The following is a 21,383-nucleotide window of genomic DNA, read 5'->3' as shown; positions in this document are numbered from 1 at the left end:
TTCTCAGCGGTACTCACACAGGTAAGCGGTATCAACGCTCACCTTGAGCTGAAATTTGCTGTTGGCGGGCACATTGAACTGGCTGCCGGTTTTAAAGGTTTCAAACGCGTCGCTGCCTGGCAGCTTCACACTCAGTTCACCCGACACCACATGCATGATTTCACGCTGTGCTGTGCCGAACTCATATTCACCCGGGGCCATGACGCCAATAGTTGCACTGCCATCGGCTTGTGCGAAGGCAATCGACTTGACGGTACCGTCGAAGTATTCGTTGACTTTAAACATGGCGCTTCCTCGCAATGGACTAAAAAAGGCTGGCCAGTATGCAGAAGCCGGTATATCCCGTCACGCCCTTTATAGCGGCCGTTCTTGAACCTAAATCGCGAAAACCAGCGGTAATAAGCGTGCTGTATTGCGGGCATCTTCAAGCGCCCTGTGTTGTTGCCCGTTGAACTGCATACCGGCCAGATGCAATGCACTATTGAGCCCCGGCGCGCGCTTTAGCTGGCGTGCTTGAGCAAACTGCTGCTTGAGGTTTATATGCGGCAGTCGGGCCAGTGCGCTGTCCAGATTTTTTTGCTGCCATTCCTGTTCCAGTTGCTTGCGGTCGTAGTCGCCCCAACTGGCCCAGCCTTCAAGCTTGGGCAGGTGTTGACCGAGCCAGCGTTCGAATTGCGCCCATACCTGCACCAGCGGGGCGGCGCTATCAATGTCTGCTTGGCTGATGCGCGTCAACTGGCGGCAAAAAGGGGTCAGCAGTGGTCGCCGCTGGGGGCGGATAAATCGCTGGAAGTGGTCAACCTCCCTACCTGCGCGAGTGACCACGCTGGCGCCCAGTTCGATCACCTCCATATCGGATAAAGGCCAGCCGCCATCATCGGTTGTCGCTTCCAGGTCAATGACCAGCCAGTGAGGCATGTGCAGCTTCCTTAAACAGCATGGGCGTTGGTGATGGAGCGTAGCCAAGGCATCGACACGCACCTACTTAATTTGCAGTGGGCCAGCCAAGTGCTTGCTTGATATTCTGTGCCCGCTTAAATTACCTCGGTGCACAACTCTCAGGTCGTGTGTCATTTAATAAGTTCAGTGGTGGGCAACCCCCCAGAGGTACACGGCTTTGAAGTGTCTGCCCATGTGGATGGCTCGCGGCGTAGTGATGGTTCTTGGTGCAACGCTGGTGATACCTGTCTGGGCTGCCCAGGAAGTCAGGGTCGGAGCGGCGCACTTTCCTCCGTATACGGTACGGCCCGAAATCGGTGTGGATACCGGTTTGTTACCGCAGCTGCTGGACGCCCTGAACGCGCTGCAAAGCGATTTTCATTTCGTCATCGCCCCTACTTCCAATGCACGCCGCTTTCGTGAGTTCAAGCAAGGCAAGATGGACATGGTGCTGTTTGAAAATCCCGAATGGGGTTGGCAGGGCATCGCGCACATTCCTGTCGATATGGGCCTTAGAGATGCTGAAGTATTTGTCGCCAAACAGCAGGAAGGGCGACAGCAAAGTTATTTTGATAATCCGGGCAGTAAACGCCTGGCGCTCTTTAACGGTTATCACTATGCCTTTGCCGGTTACAACACCGATCCGAAGTTTCTGTCTGATTCATTCAATGTAAGCCTGACGTACTCCCACTTGAGCAATTTGCAGATGGTCATGCGTGGGCGTGTGGAAATGGCATTGATCACCCGTTCCAATCTCGTCGACTTGCTGAATGACAAACCGCAATTTCGCGCTCAGGTCATGGTGTCTGACCGCGTCGATCACATCTATCACCATTACGCGTTACTACGCCCTCAAGCGCCGATCCAGAGCCAGCAGTTTGCTCAGTTAATGGGCATTCTTCGCAATAATGGTCAGCTGAAGGCCATTTTTTCGCCCTACCAAATTGAAGTGGTGACGCCCGAGCCCCCCGCAGGCGGCAGCGAACCCTAAATTTCAAGGCGCGGCCCACGTCACACAGCCTATCTGTTGACGATAAATGCGAGCCCTTGACCATGATTGCACCCTCATCGACACCATTGCCAGCCACTGCCCGTTCAGGTACCGACCACCCTCAGCGACCGGCAAAACCCGCTGGCGAAGTGTACCGGCGCTTTGATCCGCAGCTCGGCGCGTGGGTTTCGTTGCGTACGCTGGATATCAGCGACGACCTTGAGCGCTTCAGCCGCTGGCAAAACACCCCGCGGGTGATGGCTTTCTGGGAGGAGGGCGGCAGTTTGGAACAACATCGCCACTACCTCGAAAAACTCGCCGCAGACCCCCATACCCTGACCCTGATCGGCTGTTTTGATGACCAGCCGTTTGCTTATTTTGAAGCGTATTGGGCCAAGGAAGACCGTATCGCGCCGTTCTACGACGCCGGCGATTACGACCGGGGGATTCATATGCTGGTGGGTGAGCAGGCCCATCGCGGGCCACACAAAGTGGCCAGCTGGCTGCAGGCGCTGACCCATTACCTGTTCGAGGATGAACCGCGCACCCAGCGCGTGGTGGCTGAACCACGTGCCGATAACGACAAAATGATCAGCTACATGCAGTCGCAGGGCTATCACTGCGTCAAGGAATTCGATTTTCCGCACAAGCGCGCGGCCTTGATGATGCAGCGTCGCGAAGATTTTTTTGAGGGGCGGCAGTTGGACTGAGTCCGAGCACCTGGTCAGCGATTATTGCTTGCCCTGTCGCTGACCAATGTGCTGATCCAGCGCAGGGCGCAAGCCGTGTTGACGCGTGTTCAGCGCCGGGAAAACGTATCCGCCTGCGTGCCTGAGACCTTGCGGCAATGCACCAGTGCATCGCGAATCATGAAATTCACCAGCGTGGGCGAAACGCCCAGTTCCTTGGCGATGTCTTTTTGCTGCACGCCGTGCAGGCGATACATCTCGAACGCGTAGCGAGTGCGGCTGGGCAGATCGTTCAGCGCGGTCTCGATATGTTCCAGCGTCGAAAAATTGATATGCGAGGTCTCGGGTGACGCGCCCTGAATGACCACATTCAAACCTTCTTCTTCAGGGCCCGAGTAGCGTTGCTCCAAGGCCTGTTTACGGTAGTGGTCAATGGCAAGGTTGCGCACGATCTGGAACAGGTAGCTCAGTTGCGCCTTGAACGAGGAGGTGATTTGCGGCGCCGACTGCAAGCGAAAAAAAGCATCCTGCACCACGTCCTCTGCCCTGGATCGGCAGCCGGTAATGCGGGCTGCGATTTTGACCAGGATAAGCCGATTATCAACAAAGGCCTGGAGTAAGGGTGAGTCGCACCTGCTTGTCGACACTTGTTCCGTCATGGAGATCACCTGCTGCAAATGAATGAGTGCGGGCCCGAGTAAGGCCTCCTACACAGCTGGCAACAAATTAGGTTGAATGATAATGATTGTCAAATGAGAAGAAGAACTAATGCCGCGCCTGACAGAAGATTGAGACATGCCTCACATCCGCCTTCCTCAGATTCAAAACGCCACTATTGCCCTGACTAATTATTTGCCTGAGTTAACCGTTCTCAATGGACTACAGCCGGTGAAGCAGGCCGGTGACGAATGAGTGGGCACAGGAGGGCGGGATGTTTTTAATCGTGGACAGGTGGCATTCGAGTGCTGGAGCAGTGGCTGATGAGTGAGCCCGTCATGCTGCGTTTGTTTTGCCTGCCTTACTCCGGCGCCAGTGCAATGGCCTATAGCCGCTGGCGTCGTTCAATGCCCGAATGGTTGCATGTGCGACCGCTCGAACTGCCCGGTCGCGGCATGCGCATGGATGAGCCATTGCAAAGCGACATACGCCGTCTTGCCGCGCAACTGGCGGACGAAATCAGTGCCGAACTTGACCGCCCCTATGCCTTGTTTGGCCATAGCCTGGGCGGCTTGCTGGCGTTTGAGCTGGCCCATGCGCTGCGCGAGCGCGGTCTGCCTGCGCCGCTGGCGCTGTTTGCTTCGGCCACCGCCGGGCCCTCGCGGCGCGATGTCAACGAATACGCCGTGGCTAAAACCGACCAGCAATTGATCGAGCGCCTGCGCGAACTCAAAGGCACCGGTGAAGAGGTGCTGGCCGATGCCGAACTGATGCAGATGATGCTGCCGATTCTGCGCGCCGACTTCCTGTTGTGCGGCAGTTTCAACTACGGCCAACGTGCGCCGTTGCCCATGCCCATCCACGTCTTTGGCGGCAAGCAGGACAGCGTGCGTGCCGAGCAATTGCTGGACTGGCAAACCGATACCAGCAGCACGTTTTCCCTCGACCTGTTTGAAGGGCACCACTTCTTTCTGCTGCAGCAAGAATTGCCGCTGCTGCGCTGCCTGCGCCGTTATGCCGAAGAGCATTTGACGCGCTGGCGCAATCAACAGGCGCGCCTGTCTGTGTAAGCGCCGCCCGCCGTTACAAACACACTGAATTTCTTTCAAGCCGACCTCAGGCAGGAAACCCCATGATGGACGCGTTCGAACTCCCCGGCACCCTGGCCCAAGCCCTTGCGCAACGTGCAGCTCTGACTCCGGATCGTCAGGCGCTGCGCTTTCTGGCCGATGACCCGGCGGCCAACCAAGTGCTCACCTACCACGACCTGGACCTTCGGGCGCGCACAATTGCCGTCGCCTTGCAGGCCCATGCGGCTGTGGGTGATCGGGCGGTGTTGCTGTTCGCGAGCGGCCCGGACTACGTCGCGGCCTTCTTTGCCTGTCTGTACGCGGGCATCATCGCCGTGCCGGCGTATCCACCCGAGTCGAGCAAGCGCCATCACCAAGAGCGTTTGTTGTCGATTCTCGATGATGCCGAGCCGCGCCTGCTGCTGACCTGTAGCGCGTTGCGCCAGTCCTTGTTGCAGATGAGCGAGCTGAGCGCGACAGATGCGCCACACGTGCTCTGTGTCGACGAAGTTGAACCCGACGCCGTGCACGCCTGGCGGCCCGTTGCTTTGCAGGCTGATGACGTGGCCTTTTTGCAGTACACCTCGGGTTCGACGGCCTTGCCCAAAGGCGTTCAAGTGACCCACGGCAATCTGGTCGCCAATGAGGTGCTGATCCGCCGGGGGTTCGGCATCGACTTGAACCCCGACGACGTGATTGTCAGCTGGTTGCCGCTGTACCACGACATGGGCTTGATCGGTGGTTTGCTGCAACCGATTTTCAGCGGTGTGCCGTGCGTGTTGATGTCCCCGGCGTACTTCCTTACCCGCCCGCTGCGTTGGCTCGAAGCCATCAGCGAATACGGCGGCACCATCAGTGGCGGCCCGGACTTCGCCTACCGGTTGTGCAGCGAACGGGTCAGTGAAACCGCTCTGGCTGGCTTGGACCTGAGCCGCTGGCGCGTAGCCTATTCAGGTTCCGAGCCGATCCGCCAAGACACTCTGCAACGCTTTGCCGAAAAATTTTCCCCATGCGGCTTTACCCCGGACAGCTATTTCGCCTCCTACGGATTAGCCGAAGCCACCTTGTTTGTCGCAGGCGGGCAGCGCGGCAAGGGCATCCCGGGCTTGTGCGTGAATGAACTGGAACTGGCCAACAACCGTATCGTGTCGGGCGAGGGCAGCGCGGTCATGAGTTGCGGCACCTCCCAGCCAGAACATGCGGTTCAGATTGTCGACGCGCAAAGCCTTGAAGCGCTGGCTGACAACCTTGTCGGTGAAATCTGGGCCAGCGGCCCGAGCATCGCCCACGGCTACTGGCGTAACCCGAACGCCAGCGCCGAGACTTTCGTCAAACGTGACGGCGCTACTTGGCTACGCACCGGCGATCTGGGCTTTATGCGTGACGGCGAGCTGTTCATCACCGGACGCTTGAAAGACCTTGTGATCGTTCGCGGCCAAAACCTGTACCCCCAAGACATTGAAAAAGTCATTGAGCGCGAAGTTGACGTCGTGCGTAAAGGTCGTGTCGCGGCGTTTGCGGTCAATGTCAAAGGTGAGGAGGGCATTGGTATCGCTGCGGAAATCAGCCGCAGCGTGCAAAAAATCCTGCCCGCTGACGCGCTGATCACTGCCATTCGTCAGGCCGTGGCCGACGCTTGCCAGCAAGCGCCAAGCGTGGTGGTGCTGCTCAACCCCGGTGCGCTGCCCAAGACCTCCAGCGGCAAGTTGCAGCGCTCCGCCTGCCGCAGCCGGCTGGCCGATGGCAGTCTCGACACTTATGCGCAATTTCCGGCCCCGCAGCCAGCGGACTCGCTGCCCGCTGCGCAGCATCGCGCCAGTGATCTGGAAGCGCTGATCGCCTGGGTTTGGTGCGAGCATTTGCACGTCGAGCAAGTGGCCGCCGATGACCATTTTTTCCTGTTGGGCGGCAACTCGATTGTGGCCACCCAAGTGATCGCCCGCTTGCGGGAAGAACTCAAGCTTGTACTTAATCTGCGTCTGTTGTTTGAAGCGCCGACCCTCGGCGCCTTCGTCGCGCAGGTCGGCGCACTGCAACAGGACAGCGGGTTGGCCCAAGGCAATATCCCGCACCTGAACCGGCAGGACGAACTGCCACAGTCGCTGGCGCAAAACCGCCTGTGGTTTTTGTGGCAACTGGCCCCTGACAGCTGCGCCTTCACCATCCCCGGCGCGTTGCGCTTGCGCGGTGAGCTGAATGAAGCCGCGTTGCGCAGCAGCTTCACGCACTTGATCGAGCGCCATGAAGCCCTGCGTACCGGCTTTTATCAACGTGACGAGCACGCCTTGCAACGGGTCGACAAGGCCGCAGAGGTTGACCTGCACGTCATCGATCTTCGCGACCTGCCAGCCCCTGAGCGTGAGCTGCGTGCGCAACAGATCCGTGAAGATCAGGCACAGACCCCTTTTAATCTCGAAAGCGGGCCGCTGCTGCGGATCACGCTGGTCAAGCTGGACGACGATGACCATCAACTACTGCTGACGATGCACCACATCATTGCTGATGGTTGGTCGCTGAACGTGCTGATCGACGAGTTTTCCCGGCTGTACGCTGCGGCCTGCCTTGGCCAGCCGCTGGCGCTGGCGCCACTGGCGCTGCAGTACGCCGACTACGGCAGTTGGCAGCGCCAGTGGCTGGCGCAAGGTGAAGCGGAACGCCAACTGCATTACTGGAAAACACAACTGGGCGATGAGCATCCGGTACTTTCGTTAGCCACTGATCATCCGCGCTCCGCCCTTGGGCGGCGCAGCGCCGCACGCTACAGCCTGAAACTGGATGCCGCGTTGTGCGACGCCGTGCGTTCGACCGCGCAGGCCCACGACAGCACCGCTTTCATGTTGCTGCTGGCGACCTTTCAAACATTGCTGCATCGCTACACCGGCCAGTGCGATATTCGTATCGGCGTGCCCAGCGCCAACCGTGGGCGTCAGGAAACCCACGGCCTGATCGGGTTCTTCATCAACACCCTGGTGCTGCGCGCGGAGTTACACGGCCGTTTGCCTTTCACTCAATTGCTGGCGCAAACCCGTCAGGCCACCCTGGATGCCCAAGGTCATCAGGACGTGCCGTTTGAGCAAGTGCTCGAAGCGTTCCCTCAGGCCCGCGAGCATGGCCTGTTCCAAGTCATGTTCAACCACCAGCAGCGCGACCTTAGCGCCTTGCGCCGCTTGCCGGGCCTGCTGGCCGATGAGCTGGACTGGCACAGCCGCGAAGCCAAGTTCGACCTGCAACTGCACAGCGAAGAAGACCATCAGGGCCGCCTGAAACTTTCTTTTGACTACGCCGATGAACTGTTCGAGGCCGCTACAATTGAGCGGCTGGCCGAGCACTTTGTCAGCCTGTTGCGCCAAGTCAGCGAGGACAGCGAGAAGGCCCTCGGTGATTTACAAGGGGTGAGCGCGCAGCAGTTAACCGAACAGCAGCAATGGGGGGCCGCACCCTGTGTCGCGGCCCAGCACTGGCTGCCGCACTTGCTGGAGCAGCAAGCACAGCTGACGCCTGAGCGGGTCGCGCTGGTCTGGGAGGGTGGCAGCCTCGACGTTGCCAACCTGCACGCACAGGCCAACCGCCTTGCGCATTACTTGCGGGACAAGGGCGTGGGGCCGGATGTACCCGTGGCGATTGCTGTCGAGCGTTCGCCGCACCTGCTGATCGGTTTGCTGGCCATTCTCAAGGCGGGCGGTGCCTACGTACCGCTGGACCCGGACTACCCGCCAGAACGCCTGAGCTACATGCTGCAAGACAGCGGCGCCACCCTGTTGCTGACGCAACGCCACTTGCTGGACGGCTTGCCGCACCTGAGCAGCGTCAGTGCCATTGCGATGGACTGCCTCAAGCTCGACAACTGGCCCAGCCACGCACCGGGTTTGCACCTGCACGGCGATAACCTTGCCTACGTGATCTACACCTCCGGTTCCACCGGTCAGCCCAAAGGTGTGGGCAACACCCACGCCGCGCTGAGCGAGCGCCTGCAATGGATGCAAGCCACCTACGCGCTGCAAGCCGATGACGTGCTGATGCAAAAAGCGCCGATCAGTTTTGACGTGTCGGTGTGGGAGTGCTTCTGGCCTCTGATTACCGGCTGCCGTCTGGTGCTGGCCGGCCCCGGTGAGCATCGCGACCCCCAGCGCATTGCGCAGTTGGTGCAACAGTTTGGCGTGACCACCTTGCACTTTGTGCCGCCATTGTTAAGCCTGTTCGTCGATGAACCACAGAGCGTCCACTGCACCAGCTTGCGTCGGGTATTCAGCGGCGGTGAAGCATTGCCGGCCGAGCTGCGCAATCGCGTCCTGCAGCACCTGCCGAACGCGCAGTTGCACAATCGTTACGGGCCGACCGAAACCGCGATCAATGTCACCCATTGGCATTGCCGCGTTGAAGACGGTGAGCGCTCACCCATCGGCCGCCCTTTGGGCAACGTGTTGTGCCGGGTGCTCGACAGCGAGCTCAATCCGCTGCCCACCGGTGTGCCGGGCGAATTGTGCATTGGCGGAAGCGGCCTGGCGCGCGGCTATCTGGCGCGTCCGGGGCTGACTGCCGAACGCTTTATTGCCGACCCGCTGGGCGAGCCGGGCGCGCGTCTGTACCGCACCGGTGACCGGGTGCGCTGGAACACCGAAGGCGTGCTGGAATACCTCGGGCGGCTCGATCAGCAAGTCAAACTGCGTGGCTTTCGGGTCGAGCCACAGGAAATCGAAGCGTGCCTGCTGGCATTGCCACACGTGGCACAGGCGGCCGTGGTCATTCGCGACAGCGCCGCAGGGCCGCAACTGATCGGCTACTACACAGCGCTGCAATGCACGCTGGGCGAAGAAGCACTGAGCCGCGAACTCACGGCTGCACTGGCCGCGCAGTTGCCCGACTACATGGTGCCTGCGCAGTTACTGCGTCTGGAGGCGATGCCGTTGAGCCCGAGCGGCAAACTGGATCGCCGCGCCTTACCCGAGCCGCAGTGGCGTGTCAGCGAGTTCGTGGCGCCGTCCACCGCGCTGGAACAACAGATCGCGGCGATCTGGCGTAACGTATTGGGGCAGACGCAGATTGGCCTGCGCGATGACTTCTTCGCCTTGGGCGGGCACTCCTTGCTGGCCACGCAAATTGTCTCCCGTGTTCGTCAGGCCTGTGACGTGGAGCTGGCGTTGCGCACATTGTTTGAGGCCAGCGAACTGGGCGCATTTGTCGAGCAGGTCGCGCAGATTCAGGCGGCGGGGCAGCGCAATAGCCAGCAACCGATTGGCCTTGTCGACCGTCGCCAAGCGGTGCCTCTGTCTTATTCCCAGCAGCGCATGTGGTTCCTCTGGAAAATGGAACCCGACAGCCCGGCCTACAACGTCGGCGGCATGGCGCGCCTCAAGGGCCTGCTGGATGTCGGCCGTTTCGAGGCGGCCTTGCAAGCCTTGCTGCTGCGTCATGAAACCCTGCGTACCACCTTTCCAAGTGTGGACGGTGTGGCGTGTCAAAAAGTCCATGCCGAAACGGGCGTGGGCATGGCCTGGCTGGACTTGACCAGCCTTGATGAGCACGCCCGTCAGCAGCGCCTGCAGGCGCTGGCCGACCACGAAGCGCACCAGCCATTTGATCTGGAAAGCGGGCCGTTGCTGCGCGCCTGCATGGTCAAGGCGGGCGAGCGTGAGCATTACTTTGTACTGACCCTGCACCACATCGTCACCGAAGGGTGGGCGATGGACATCTTCGCCCGCGAACTGGGTGAACTGTACGAAGCCTTTCTGGATGATCGCCAGTCGCCTCTGGTCCCGCTGGCTGTGCAATACCTGGACTACAGCGTGTGGCAGCGTCAGTGGCTGGAGTCGGGCGAGCGTCAGCGTCAGCTCGATTACTGGACGGCAAAACTTGGCAACGAACATCCGCTATTGGAGCTGCCCGCCGACCGACCTCGGCCGTCGGTGCAAAGCTACAAAGGGGAGCTTTACCGTTTTGATCTCAGCGATGACCTCGCAGCGCGAGTGCGGGCATTTAATGCCCAGCATGGCCTGACCCTGTTTATGACCATGACCGCGACATTGGCCGTGCTGCTGCATCGCTACAGCGGTCAGAACGATGTGCGCATCGGAGCGCCGGTGGCTAATCGCATTCGCCCGGAAAGCGAAGGGCTGATCGGTGCCTTCCTTAATACTCATGTGCTGCGCTGTGAGCTGGACGGGCAGATGCGTGTTGCCGACCTGTTCGAGCAAGTGCGCAATACCGTGATCGAGGGCCAGTCCCATCAGGACTTGCCGTTTGACCATCTGGTCGACGCGCTGCAACCGCCGCGCAGTGCAGCGTATAACCCGTTGTTTCAGGTGATGTGCAATGTGCAGCGCTGGGAGTTCCAGCAAAGCCGCCAGTTGGCGGGCATGACCGTCGAGTTTCTGCCCAACGATGCGCGGGCGACCAAGTTCGACCTCAATCTGGAAGTCACCGACCTCGACCATCGCCTGGGCTGTTGCCTGACTTACAGCACCGACTTGTTTGACCAACCGCGCATTGCGCGCATGGCCGAACATTGGCGCAATCTGCTGGAAGCCTTGCTGGGCGACCCGCAACAACGCCTTAGCGAATTGCCGTTATTGGGAGACGCCGAGCAACAGCGCTTGCTTGACGGGCTGGCGCCATCTGCGGCCGGGCATGACCTTGACCTGTGCATTCATCGCCTGTTTGCCGAGCAAGCGCAGGCGCAGCCTGACGCCATCGCCCTGACCTTTGCCGGGCAGCACCTGAGCTACGGCGAACTCGATCGCCGGGCCAATCAAATGGCTTGGATGCTGCGCGAACGCGGCGTCGGCCCGCAGATGCGCGTGGGGCTGGCGCTGGAGCGCTCGCTGGACATGGTGATTGGCCTGCTGGGGATCCTTAAAGCCGGTGGCGCCTATGTGCCGCTGGACCCGGAGTACCCGCTCGAACGCCTGCATTACATGATCGAAGACAGCGGTATTGGCGTGCTGCTAAGCCATCGCGCATTGTTCGAAGCCTTGGGCGAGTTGCCTGCTGGCGTGGTGCGCGGCTGTCTTGAAGATGATCGAGAAACCTTGGCCGCTTACCCGACCGGCGAGGTGCCGTTTATCAGCCTGGCACAGCATCAGGCGTACCTGATTTACACCTCGGGTTCTACCGGGCAGCCGAAAGGCGTGATGGTGTCTCACGGCGAAATTGCCATGCATTGCCGAGCTGTGATTGAGCGCTTCGGCATGCGTAGCGATGACTGCGAATTGCATTTTTACTCGATCAATTTTGACGCCGCCACCGAGCGCTTGCTGGCCCCTTTACTGTGCGGCGCGCGGGTGGTGCTGCGTGCCCAAGGGCAATGGGATGCCGAGCAAATCTGCCAACTGATCGACGAGCAACAGGTCAGCATTCTGGGCTTTACGCCCAGCTATGGCAGCCAGCTGGCGCAATGGTTGGCCAGTCGCGAGCAGACCTTGCCCGTGCGCATGTGCATCACCGGCGGTGAAGCGCTCACCGGGGAGCATTTGCAGCGCATTCGCGCCGCGTTCAGCCCCGAGGTGTTTTTCAACGCCTACGGGCCGACCGAAACCGTGGTCATGCCCCTGGCCAGTCTGGCCCCGGCGCAATTGGAAGACGGTGCCACCAGTGTGCCCATCGGTCAGGTCATTGGTGCCCGGGTTGCGTATATCCTCGACGCCGGTCTGGCGCTGGTGCCGCAAGGGGCTGTCGGTGAGTTGTACATCGGTGGCGCCGGTCTGGCTCAGGGCTATCACCAGCGTGCCGGTCTGACCGCCGAACGTTTTGTCGCCGACCCGTTCGCCGGCAATGGCGGGCGCCTGTACCGCACCGGCGATCTGGTGCGTCAGCGTATTGACGGGCTGGTCGAATATGTCGGACGCATCGACCATCAAGTGAAAATTCGCGGTTTTCGTATCGAGCTGGGCGAAATCGAAAACCGCCTGCTCGATCACCCTGCGGTGCGCGAAGCAGTGGTGCTGGCGCTGGACATGCCCGGTGGCAAGCAATTGGCCGCGTACCTGGTGTGCAGCGTGGCGCAGCACGACGAACAGGCGCAAGCCGCCTTGCGCGATGACCTCAAGCGTCACCTCAAAACCCAACTGCCCGACTACATGGTGCCGACCCATCTGGTGTTGCTGGCCAGCATGCCGCTGACCGCCAACGGCAAGCTTGACCGGCGCGCCTTGCCGACGCCCGATATTGAACTCAACCGTCAACAGTACGTGGCCCCAAGCACTGCGCTGGAGCAGAGTTTGGCGCAGGTGTGGTGTGACGTGCTGAACCTGAGCCAAGTGGGGTTGGACGATAACTTCTTTGAACTGGGTGGCGACTCGATTCTGTCAATTCAAGTGGTCAGCCGCGCACGCCAACTGGGTATCCATTTCAGCCCGCGTGATCTGTTTCAGCATCAAACCGTGCAGGCGCTGGCGAGTGTCGCCACCCTTACCGAACAGACCCTCGCTGAACAGGGGGTACTCACCGGCGAGGTCGGCCTGACGCCGATCCAGCACTGGTTCTTTGAAACAGCCATACCGCAACGTAATCACTGGAACCAGACCCTGTTGCTCGAACCTGCGCAACGTCTGGAGGCACCGCTGCTGGAGCAAGCTCTGAACGCCTTGCTGCAGCACCACGACGCCTTGCGCCTGAGTTTCCATCAGATGGACGGCCAATGGCGCGCCGACTACCGCACCGAAGTGGCGGGCAACGTACTAAGCCATGCCACCGTGACGGATCTGCAACACAGCCTCGACCTGTTCGAGCAGGCCCAGCGCAGCCTTGATGAGCAACAAGGCGCGCTGGTACGTGCCGTGCTGGTCGACGGCCCGCAGGGTCAGCAACGCTTGTTGTTGGTGATCCATCACCTGGCGGTCGACGGCGTGTCCTGGCGCGTATTGCTCGCAGACCTGCAAACCCTTTATCGCCAATTCGCGCAGCAGCAACCGCCGTCACTGCCGGCCAAGACCAGCGCCTTGCGGGCCTGGACCACCCGGTTGCAGGCCTATGCCAGCAGCGATTCCCTGCGCGAAGAACTCAGCCTGTGGCAACAACAACTCAGCGGGTCGCCGGTGAGCTTGCCGTGTGACAACCCGCACGGCGGCGGGCAAAACCGCCATGGCCACACCGTCAGCGTGCACCTGGACGCCGAACGCACCACCCAACTGTTGCAGCAGGCGCCCAGCGCATACCGCACTCAGGTCAATGACCTGTTATTGACCGCTCTGGCGCGGGTATTGTGTCGCTGGACCGGGCAGCCTTCGGCGTTGATCCAGCTCGAAGGCCACGGCCGCGAAATGCTGTTTGACGACATCGACCTGAGCCGCACCGTGGGCTGGTTTACCAGTGCCTACCCGCTGCGCCTGACCCCGCAGGCAGCAGGCGGGCAGGGCGCTTCGATCAAGGCCATCAAAGAACAACTGCGCAGCATCCCGCACAAAGGGCTGGGCTACGGCGTGTTGCGTTACCTGACCGATAGCCCCACCCGTCAGGCGCTGGCGGATCTGCCAGGAGCGCCGGTGACGTTCAACTACCTCGGCCAGTTCGACCAGAGCTTTGGCGCTAACGCCCTGTTCCGCCCGCTGGCTGAAGCCACGGGAGCCGCCCACGACCCGCTGGCCCCTTTGCCCAACGAACTGAGCATTGACGGTCAGGTCTATGGCGGCCAATTGCAGTTGCGCTGGACCTTCAGTGCCGAACGCTATGCGCCGCAGACCATCGCCACCTTGGCCGACGCTTATGTCAGCGAGTTGGAAACTCTCATTGCGCATTGCCTGAGCGCTGACGCGGGCGGTTTGACACCGTCCGACTTCCCGCTCACGAGCCTCAGTCAGGCGCAACTGGACGCGCTGCCGGTGGCGGCGCAACAGATTGAAGACCTCTACCCGCTGACGCCGATGCAGGAGGGCATGCTCGTGCACACGCTGCTCGAACCCGGCACCGGGCTGTATTTCATGCAGGACCGCTACCGCATCAACAGCGCCCTCGACCCTCAGCGGTTTGCGGAGGCGTGGCAGGCGGTGATTGCCCGTCACGAAGCCTTGCGTGCGTCGTTCTGCTGGAATGTCGGCGAACAGATGCTGCAAATCATCCATCGCCCCGGCGCTACTGCCATCGACTTCCTTGACTGGCGTGCCGAGCCACAGGACAGCCACGAGCCACGCCTGCAAGCGTTGCTCAAGGCCGAGCGCGAAGCCGGCTTTGATTTGCTCAATCAGGCACCGTTCCACCTGCGGCTGATCCGTGTCGATGAAGCCCGTTACTGGTTCATGATGAGCAACCACCACATTCTGATTGATGCCTGGTGCCGCTCGTTGCTGATGAGTGACTTCTTCGAAATCTACAGCGCGCTGGGCGAGCAGCGCACCGCGCAACTGGCCGCGCCGCCGCGCTATCGCGACTACATTGGCTGGCTGCAACATCAGGATTTGCAACAGGCCAATGCCTGGTGGCAGCACAACTTGCAGGGCTTCGAGCAGACTACGTACATACCCAGCGACCGTCCGTTCCTGCGTGAACACGCGGGTGACAGCGGCGGCATGAGGGTGGGTGACTGCTACACCCGGCTTGAAGTGCAGGACGGCCTGCGCCTGCGGGAGCTGGCCCAGCAGCACAAACTGACCATTAACACCTTCGCGCAAGCAGCGTGGGCCTTGGTACTGCGCCGTTTCAGCGGCGAGCGCGATGTGCTGTTCGGCGTCACCGTGGCCGGGCGGCCGGTCGAGTTGCCACAGATGCAACAGACCGTTGGCTTGTTTATCAACAGTGTGGCCCTGCGCGTGAAAATGCCCGCAGACGGTCAGGCGCTGGGGGTTCAGCAATGGCTGAGCGCGTTGCTCGAACACAATATGGAACTGCGCGAGTACGAATACGTGCCGTTGGTGACGATTCAGGAACGCAGCGAGTTGCCCAAGGGCCAGCCGCTGTTCGACAGCCTGTTTGTGTTTGAAAACGCGCCCGTGGACATCTCGGTGATGGACCGTGCCCAGCACCTGAACGCGACTTCGGATTCGGGGCGCACGCACACCAACTTTCCGTTGACGGCGGTGTGTTACCCCGGCGATGACCTGGGTCTGCACCTGTCGTATGACCAGCGCTTCTTCGAGCAAGACAGCGTCGAGCGTTTGCTGGCCGAGTTCAAACGCCTGCTGCTGGCCTTGATGGCGGGCATCGAAGGCGACATGGCTGAACTGCCCTTGTTGGGCGAAGCCGAGCGGCACTTCTTGCTCGAGGGGTGCAACCAGAGCCAGCGCCAATACCCGTTGCAGCAAAGTTACATCGAGCTGTTTGAAGCGCAGGTGGCGGCGCACCCGCAACGAACGGTAGCCCGCTGTCTGGATCAGCACTGGTGCTACGCCGACCTTAATCAGCGCAGCAACCGCCTGGGCCATGCCTTGCTTGGCGCGGGCGTCAAAGCGGATCAGCCGGTGGCGCTGCTGGCCGAGCGCGGACTGGAACTGCTGGGCATGATCATCGGCAGCTTCAAGGCCGGGGCGGCTTACTTGCCACTCGACCCGGGGCTGCCCGAAGCGCGGTTGAGCCGCATCATCGAATTAAGCCGCACGCCCTTGCTGGTGTGTACGGCGGCTTACCGCGAGCAGGCCCAGGCCTTGCTGGATGAGTCGGGGTGCGCGAACCGTCCGCGTTTGCTGGTGTGGGAAGAGGTGCAAGCCCAGACGCTGGCCGAGCACAACCCGCAGGTGTACAGCCAGCCGGACAATCTGGCGTATGTGATCTATACCTCCGGTTCTACCGGCCTGCCCAAAGGGGTGATGGTCGAACAGCGCGGCATGCTCAATAACCAGTTGAGCAAAGTGCCTTACTTGCACCTCAGCGAACGGGATGTGATCGCGCAGACGGCGTCGCAAAGTTTTGATATTTCGGTGTGGCAGTTCCTTGCTGCGCCCTTGTTCGGTGCCAGCGTCAACATCGTGCCCAACGCCCTGGCCCATGATCCGCAGGCCTTGTTGGCACACGTCAATGCCCAGGGCATTAGCGTGCTGGAAAGTGTGCCGTCTCTGATTCAGGGCATGCTTGCAGAAGACACCGTGCCACTCGATAGCCTGCGCTGGTTGCTGCCTACCGGAGAAGCGATGCCGCCCGAACTGGCCCAGCAATGGCTGCTGCGCTACCCGCAGATCGGACTGGTGAATGCCTATGGCCCGGCAGAGTGCTCGGACGACGTGGCGTTCTTCCGTGTCGATCAGGCGTCTACCCAAGGCAGTTATTTGCCCATTGGCACGCCCACTGACAACAACCGTTTGTACGTGCTCGATGACGCATTGCACCTGGTGCCACTGGGTGCGGTAGGGGAGTTGTGTGTCGCCGGTACCGGCGTGGGCCGGGGTTATGTCAGCGACCCGCTGCGCACGGCGAGCGCCTTTGTGCCGCATCCTTTCGGCGCACCGGGTGAGCGCTTGTATCGCACGGGCGATTTGGCGCGGCGCCGCATGGACGGTGTGCTGGAGTACGTTGGACGCATCGACCATCAGGTCAAAATTCGTGGTTTGCGGATCGAGCTGGGGGAAATTGAAGCGCGCCTGCACGATCACCCGTGGGTACGCGATGCAGCGGTCAGCGTGCAGCAGGGGCCTAACGGCAAGTATTTGGTGGGTTATCTGGTGGCGGCGGTTGCTGATCCGGGCCAGAACGAGTGCCTGGAGCACATCAAACAGCGCCTGCGCGCTGAGCTGCCGGAGTACATGGTGCCCTTGCATTGGCAGTGGCTGGCGCGTTTGCCGCTGAACGCCAATGGCAAGCTGGATCGCCGAGCGTTGCCGTTGATTGAAATCGGTCAACAGCAACGTGACGACTATTTGGCGCCGCGTTCGCTGCTGGAACAGACCTTGGCTGACATTTGGGCGGATGTATTGAACGTCGAGCAAGTGGGCGTGAGGGACAACTTCTTTGAACTGGGCGGGCACTCCTTGCTGGCCACGCAAATTGCCTCGCGGGTGCAAAAAGTGTTGCAACGCAACGTGCCGCTGCGGGCGATGTTTGAGTGCAGTTGTGTCGAACAGCTGGCGCTGTATATCGACGGGCTGGAAAGCAGCGAAATCAACGAGGATAAGGTTGATCGCCTGAGTGATCTGATGGCGGAGCTGGAAGGGTTGTAAATCAACCGCCCCTCACCCCAACCCTCTCCCAAAGGGAGAGGGGGCTTGATTGGGGTGGTTTCGGATTTAGCGCCCGGCTTTGAGGTTGAGGCTGATAGTTAACATCCCCTCACCCCAACCCTCTCCCGGAGGGAGAGGGGGCTTGATTGGGGTGGTTTCGGATTTAGCGCTCGGCTTTGAGGTTGAGGCTGATAGTTAACATCCCCTCACCCCAACCCTCTCCCGGAGGGAGAGGGGGCTTGATTGGGGTGGTTTCGGATTTAGCGCTTGGCTTTGAGGTTGAGGCTAATAGTCAACATTCCCTCACCCCAACCCTCTCCCGGAGGGAGAGGGGGCTTGATTGGGGTGGTTTCGGATTTAGCGCCCGGCTTTGAGGTTGAGGCTAATAGTCAACATTCCCTCACCCCAACCCTCTCCCAAAGGGAGAGGGGGGCTTGATCGGTGGTGGTTTCGGATTCAGCGCTTGGCTTTGAGGTTGAAGCTGTTAGTCAACATCCCCCAATCAGTCCCCTCTCCCTTTGGGAGAGGGTTAGGGTGAGGGTGCTCTTCGCTTTACCCTTACTTGGGCCCCAAAATCTTCACCAATTTATCCGGCGATGGCGCACCTTGCTGTTGCTGCAAGTTGCCGTTTTCATCCAGATAGAAAATCGCCGGGGTCGCGGCCACATCCAGTTCGGTCATCAACTGCGCATTGGCGTCCAGTTTGGCCTGAACGTCGGCCGGGATTTTACCCAGCGCCTTGAGTGTGCTGGCCTTGCCGGCTTTCTCATGGTCATGCAGCGCTTGCTGCGGGTCTTTGGCAGCCAGCAACGCGGCGGATTTGGCCGGGCTGTCTTCGCGGATGATGCCGACCATAATGTGGCGCAATTGCACTTTCCCCGAGTCGACCCAAGGGCGAGCCTGCTCCCAGAACATGTTGCAGTACGGGCAGTTCGGGTCGCTGAACAAGTAGACGATGCGCGGTGCATCTTTTTTGCCGTCCGCGATCCAGTTGCTCTTCTCCATAGAGGCCCAGACCTCTTTGGCCATCGGCTCATACACCAGCTTTTGCAACGGTGCCAGGCTCAAATCGTTGCCTTGGGCATCATATAAATTGCCCACCAGCACGTTTTTACCGTCCGGGGTCAGGTACAAGGCCATGCCACGGTTTTGATACTGCGCGGCATAACCCCGCATGCCGCTGGGCGCATCGAAACTGCCGATGATTTTTGCCCCTTTGGCTTCGATCTTTTTAATCGGTGCCGGCCATTCTTCAGCGTGCAGCAGCGGCGATTGCAATAAGGTCGCGCCGAGCAGAGAGGTGATGCCCAGGGTCAGCAGTTTGCGGTTGAACATTTTTGCAGATTCCTCGAATTAAGGGCGTCGAAGCTTTCCAGCGCGCGGGCCAGACTGGCTTCTGACAATTCGCCCAGATGGCTGCTCAAAAGGCGGCCTTGCGGGCTGTAGAAAAGAGTGGTCGGCAGGGCCATTGAGCCCACTTTTTGGCCCAGTTGGCCACCGCTGTCGAATAACACGTTATTGAGGTTCAGACCTTGTGTTTCAAGGAAGGTGCTGACGCTTTGCATGCTTTCGCCCTGATTGACGAACAGGAAAGTAACGTCTTGATTCTGCGTCTGCGCCTTTTGCAACACGGGCATTTCACGCCGACACGGCGGGCACCAGGTCGCCCACAAATTGATCACCAACGGGCCGCCCTGATAACTGCTCAGTTCCACTGACTTGCCATTGGCGTCACGCAACACCATTTGCGGCATGTGCGTACTCTGTTCATAGAGGCTGGAGGAGAAGGTGGCCAGCAGCCAGAACGCCAAGCCGCTGATCAGGCCCCAGCCCAGCGGGCGGCGCAGGCCCGGACGACGCCAGCCGATGAACAGCGCACCCACGACCACCGCGATCAATCCGGGCCACAGCAGAAAACCGCCGTCTCGTACGTCAAGCACTTGCAGCAGGTCGTCCTTGAGCCAATGCCAGTACTCGATAACAAACGCGCAGCGGGCAACCACTAACCCGAGCATAAACAGCCCGAATAGCACTGACTCCGGATTATCGCCGCCGCGTTTGGCCACTCGCCAGCCCACCAGCGTCGCCAGAGCGAGGGCCAGTATCATCAGCAAATGGTTGATTGCCAGCGCAAACGAACCGATGGTCAGTGTCAGCATTCAGAGGTGTTCCCGCGTGGCGTTCCAGTTATTCAAAAAGGTCTGGGCGTTGACTTCGCCCGTAATCCGCTGTGCGCGACGCTCAACGCCGTTGGGGCCGATCCAGATAAAACTCGGCGGCCCTGGTACCTGATAACGGCTGAGCAATTCGCGGCTGGCGACAGTATCGGCGGTCACGTCAAGACGCAACAGGCGTACACCCTGTAAAGCGTCCATCACTTGCGGTTGACCAAAGACCTGTTTCTCCATGACTTTGCACGACACGCACCAGTCGGCGTAATAATCGAGCAGTACCCATTGGCCCTGCGCCTTGGCGGTGTTCAACTCGCGCTCAAGGCTGGCAGGGTCGTTAATGGTGATAAACGCATCGTGGGCCGTTACCGGGTTGCTGCCCGCGACCGTCTTGGCGGTATACACCTGCAAGGGTTGCCAGACATCGGTGCTGCCACCGGCCGCGCCTATCACTAAGAGGCCGCCCCACAGACCCGCCAGCAAACTCATCGGTCTAAACAGAGGGCTGGCGCGCAAATACTGAGTCGATTGTTGCCACAGGCTATTGGCCAGTACCAGCAGCAATACGCCCCACAAACCGACCCACAGCGACTCATCGAGCACCGGGCGCACCAACAGCAAGGCCGTGCCCAGAAACAGGAAGCCGAACAGACCTTTCATCACGTCCATCCACGCGCCGGGCTTGGGCAGGAAGCGACTGCCCACCGTCACCAGCAGTAACAGCGGCACGCCAATCCCGACGCCCATGACGAATAACACCAGAGCGCCTTGCAGCGCATTACCGCTCTGGGCAATAAACAACAGGGCACCCGCCAATGGCGCGGTCATGCACGGACCGACCAGCAAGCCGGACAGCGCGCCGAGAATACTCGCACCCAGCAAGCTGCCGCCTTTGCGTCCGCGGCTGGCCGTCTCAAGGCGATCACGCAGGGCAGAGGGTAATTGCAGCTCAAAAAAGCCAAACATCGGCAGGGCCAACACCACGAAAAGCGCTGCGAAACTGCCCAGCAGCCAGGGTTGTTGCAACATGGCTTGCAGGTTGGCACCCAGCATCGCGGCCAGCACGCCAAGCCCTGCATACACCAGTGCCATGCTCACCACGTAACTGCCCGCGACGGCAAAACCACGACCGGCGCTGGCACCGCTGCCGACTACCAGCCCGGCCAGAATAGGCAACATCGGCAAGGTGCAGGGGGTGAAGGCGAGCAACAGGCCCAAGCCGAAGAACAGCAATAAACTCCAGCCCAGCGAGCGTTGCTGCAAGCTGGACGCCAGCGACTGGTCTTGCGCCTGCCCGGTGGCAACCCCGGCCTGCGTGCCGCCCAGATCCACCACTTGAGTTTGCGGCGGGTAACACAGGCCAGCATCAGCACAGCCCTGCCAACTGACCTTGACCTGACCGCTGGCGCCAGCCGGAATCAACATTTCAACCTGATCTCGGTACACCTGCGTGGCACCAAAGAACTCATCGCTGTGCTCAAGCCCCTGGGGCATCACAGGCTGATGGGCCGGATCCAGACCGTCGAACTTGAAACGCTTCTGATAGAGATAGTAACTATCGGCGATTTTCCAGTGCAGGCGAGTTTCGCCGGAAGGAAGCGCTTGGGTGGTGAACACAAAGGCTTTTTTAACAGGCAGGAAATCTGGCTGGCCGAAGGGGTCGCTCGCGCTCCCGGCATGGGCCAGGCTGGCCAGACATACCAGCAGCAACGTCAACAACACACGCATGTTTAACAACCTTAAACAAAAACAAGTGCGGCTACAGTGCAAGCCAGCGATTAACCGATCATTAA

At 60.3% G+C, this 21,383-nt stretch carries 9 protein-coding genes and 1 pseudogene; 4 read left to right on the top strand and 6 right to left on the bottom strand.

The window, feature by feature from the left end:
* Positions 1–3: 3 nt before the first annotated feature.
* Complete coding sequence (locus ACI7MX_RS14710) at positions 4–285, bottom strand: pyrimidine/purine nucleoside phosphorylase (RefSeq protein ID WP_405589301.1); 282 nt, start codon at positions 283–285, stop codon at positions 4–6.
* Positions 286–375: 90 nt separating this feature from the next.
* Positions 376–918: an exonuclease domain-containing protein gene (locus tag ACI7MX_RS14705; RefSeq protein WP_314483463.1), complete on the bottom strand. Its 543-nt coding sequence runs from the start codon at positions 916–918 to the stop codon at positions 376–378.
* A gap of 214 nt (positions 919–1,132) precedes the next feature.
* On the opposite strand from ACI7MX_RS14705, the gene ACI7MX_RS14700 reads away from it, so the two are divergent.
* Positions 1,133–1,930, top strand: coding sequence for an amino acid ABC transporter substrate-binding protein (locus ACI7MX_RS14700; protein ID WP_314483465.1), 798 nt, complete (start codon positions 1,133–1,135; stop codon positions 1,928–1,930).
* A gap of 107 nt (positions 1,931–2,037) precedes the next feature.
* A pseudogene (locus ACI7MX_RS14695) lies at positions 2,038–2,640 on the top strand (GNAT family N-acetyltransferase); the annotation flags it as partial.
* 89 nt (positions 2,641–2,729) lie between these two features.
* Here ACI7MX_RS14695 and ACI7MX_RS14690 read toward each other — a convergent pair.
* On the bottom strand, positions 2,730–3,278 hold the full coding sequence (locus tag ACI7MX_RS14690) for an RNA polymerase factor sigma-70 (protein ID WP_405589306.1): 549 nt from the start codon (positions 3,276–3,278) through the stop codon (positions 2,730–2,732).
* A 321-nt stretch (positions 3,279–3,599) separates the two neighbouring features.
* Between ACI7MX_RS14690 and ACI7MX_RS14685 the strand changes: the two genes are divergently transcribed.
* Both ACI7MX_RS14685 and ACI7MX_RS14680 read left to right on the top strand, forming a co-directional pair.
* The gene (locus ACI7MX_RS14685) at positions 3,600–4,346 is read left to right on the top strand and encodes a thioesterase II family protein (RefSeq protein ID WP_405589309.1); all 747 of its coding nucleotides are present in this window, start codon (positions 3,600–3,602) and stop codon (positions 4,344–4,346) included.
* A gap of 62 nt (positions 4,347–4,408) precedes the next feature.
* The gene (locus tag ACI7MX_RS14680; protein ID WP_405589312.1) at positions 4,409–17,419 is read left to right on the top strand and encodes a non-ribosomal peptide synthetase; all 13,011 of its coding nucleotides are present in this window, start codon (positions 4,409–4,411) and stop codon (positions 17,417–17,419) included.
* Between the two features lie 558 nt (positions 17,420–17,977).
* Here ACI7MX_RS14680 and dsbG read toward each other — a convergent pair.
* From dsbG to dsbD, 3 genes are read right to left on the bottom strand one after another with little or no spacing between them, the layout of a single operon-like run.
* Positions 17,978–18,754 carry a thiol:disulfide interchange protein DsbG gene (gene dsbG, locus ACI7MX_RS14675; RefSeq protein ID WP_405589315.1) on the bottom strand — a complete coding sequence of 259 codons (777 nt, stop codon included), beginning with the start codon at positions 18,752–18,754 and terminating at the stop codon, positions 17,978–17,980.
* On the bottom strand, positions 18,733–19,578 hold the full coding sequence (locus ACI7MX_RS14670) for a prolipoprotein diacylglyceryl transferase family protein (RefSeq protein WP_405589318.1): 846 nt from the start codon (positions 19,576–19,578) through the stop codon (positions 18,733–18,735). The genes dsbG and ACI7MX_RS14670 overlap by 22 nt, the downstream gene beginning before the upstream one ends.
* Positions 19,579–21,318 (bottom strand): protein-disulfide reductase DsbD, encoded by a 1,740-nt coding sequence (dsbD, locus tag ACI7MX_RS14665; protein ID WP_405589321.1) that lies wholly within the window; start codon positions 21,316–21,318, stop codon positions 19,579–19,581.
* Positions 21,319–21,383 lie beyond the last annotated feature (65 nt).

The organism is Pseudomonas sp. 2024-210, from assembly GCF_045062345.1.
Taxonomy (GTDB): domain Bacteria; phylum Pseudomonadota; class Gammaproteobacteria; order Pseudomonadales; family Pseudomonadaceae; genus Aquipseudomonas.
This window is presented reverse-complemented; position numbering and strand designations above follow the sequence as displayed.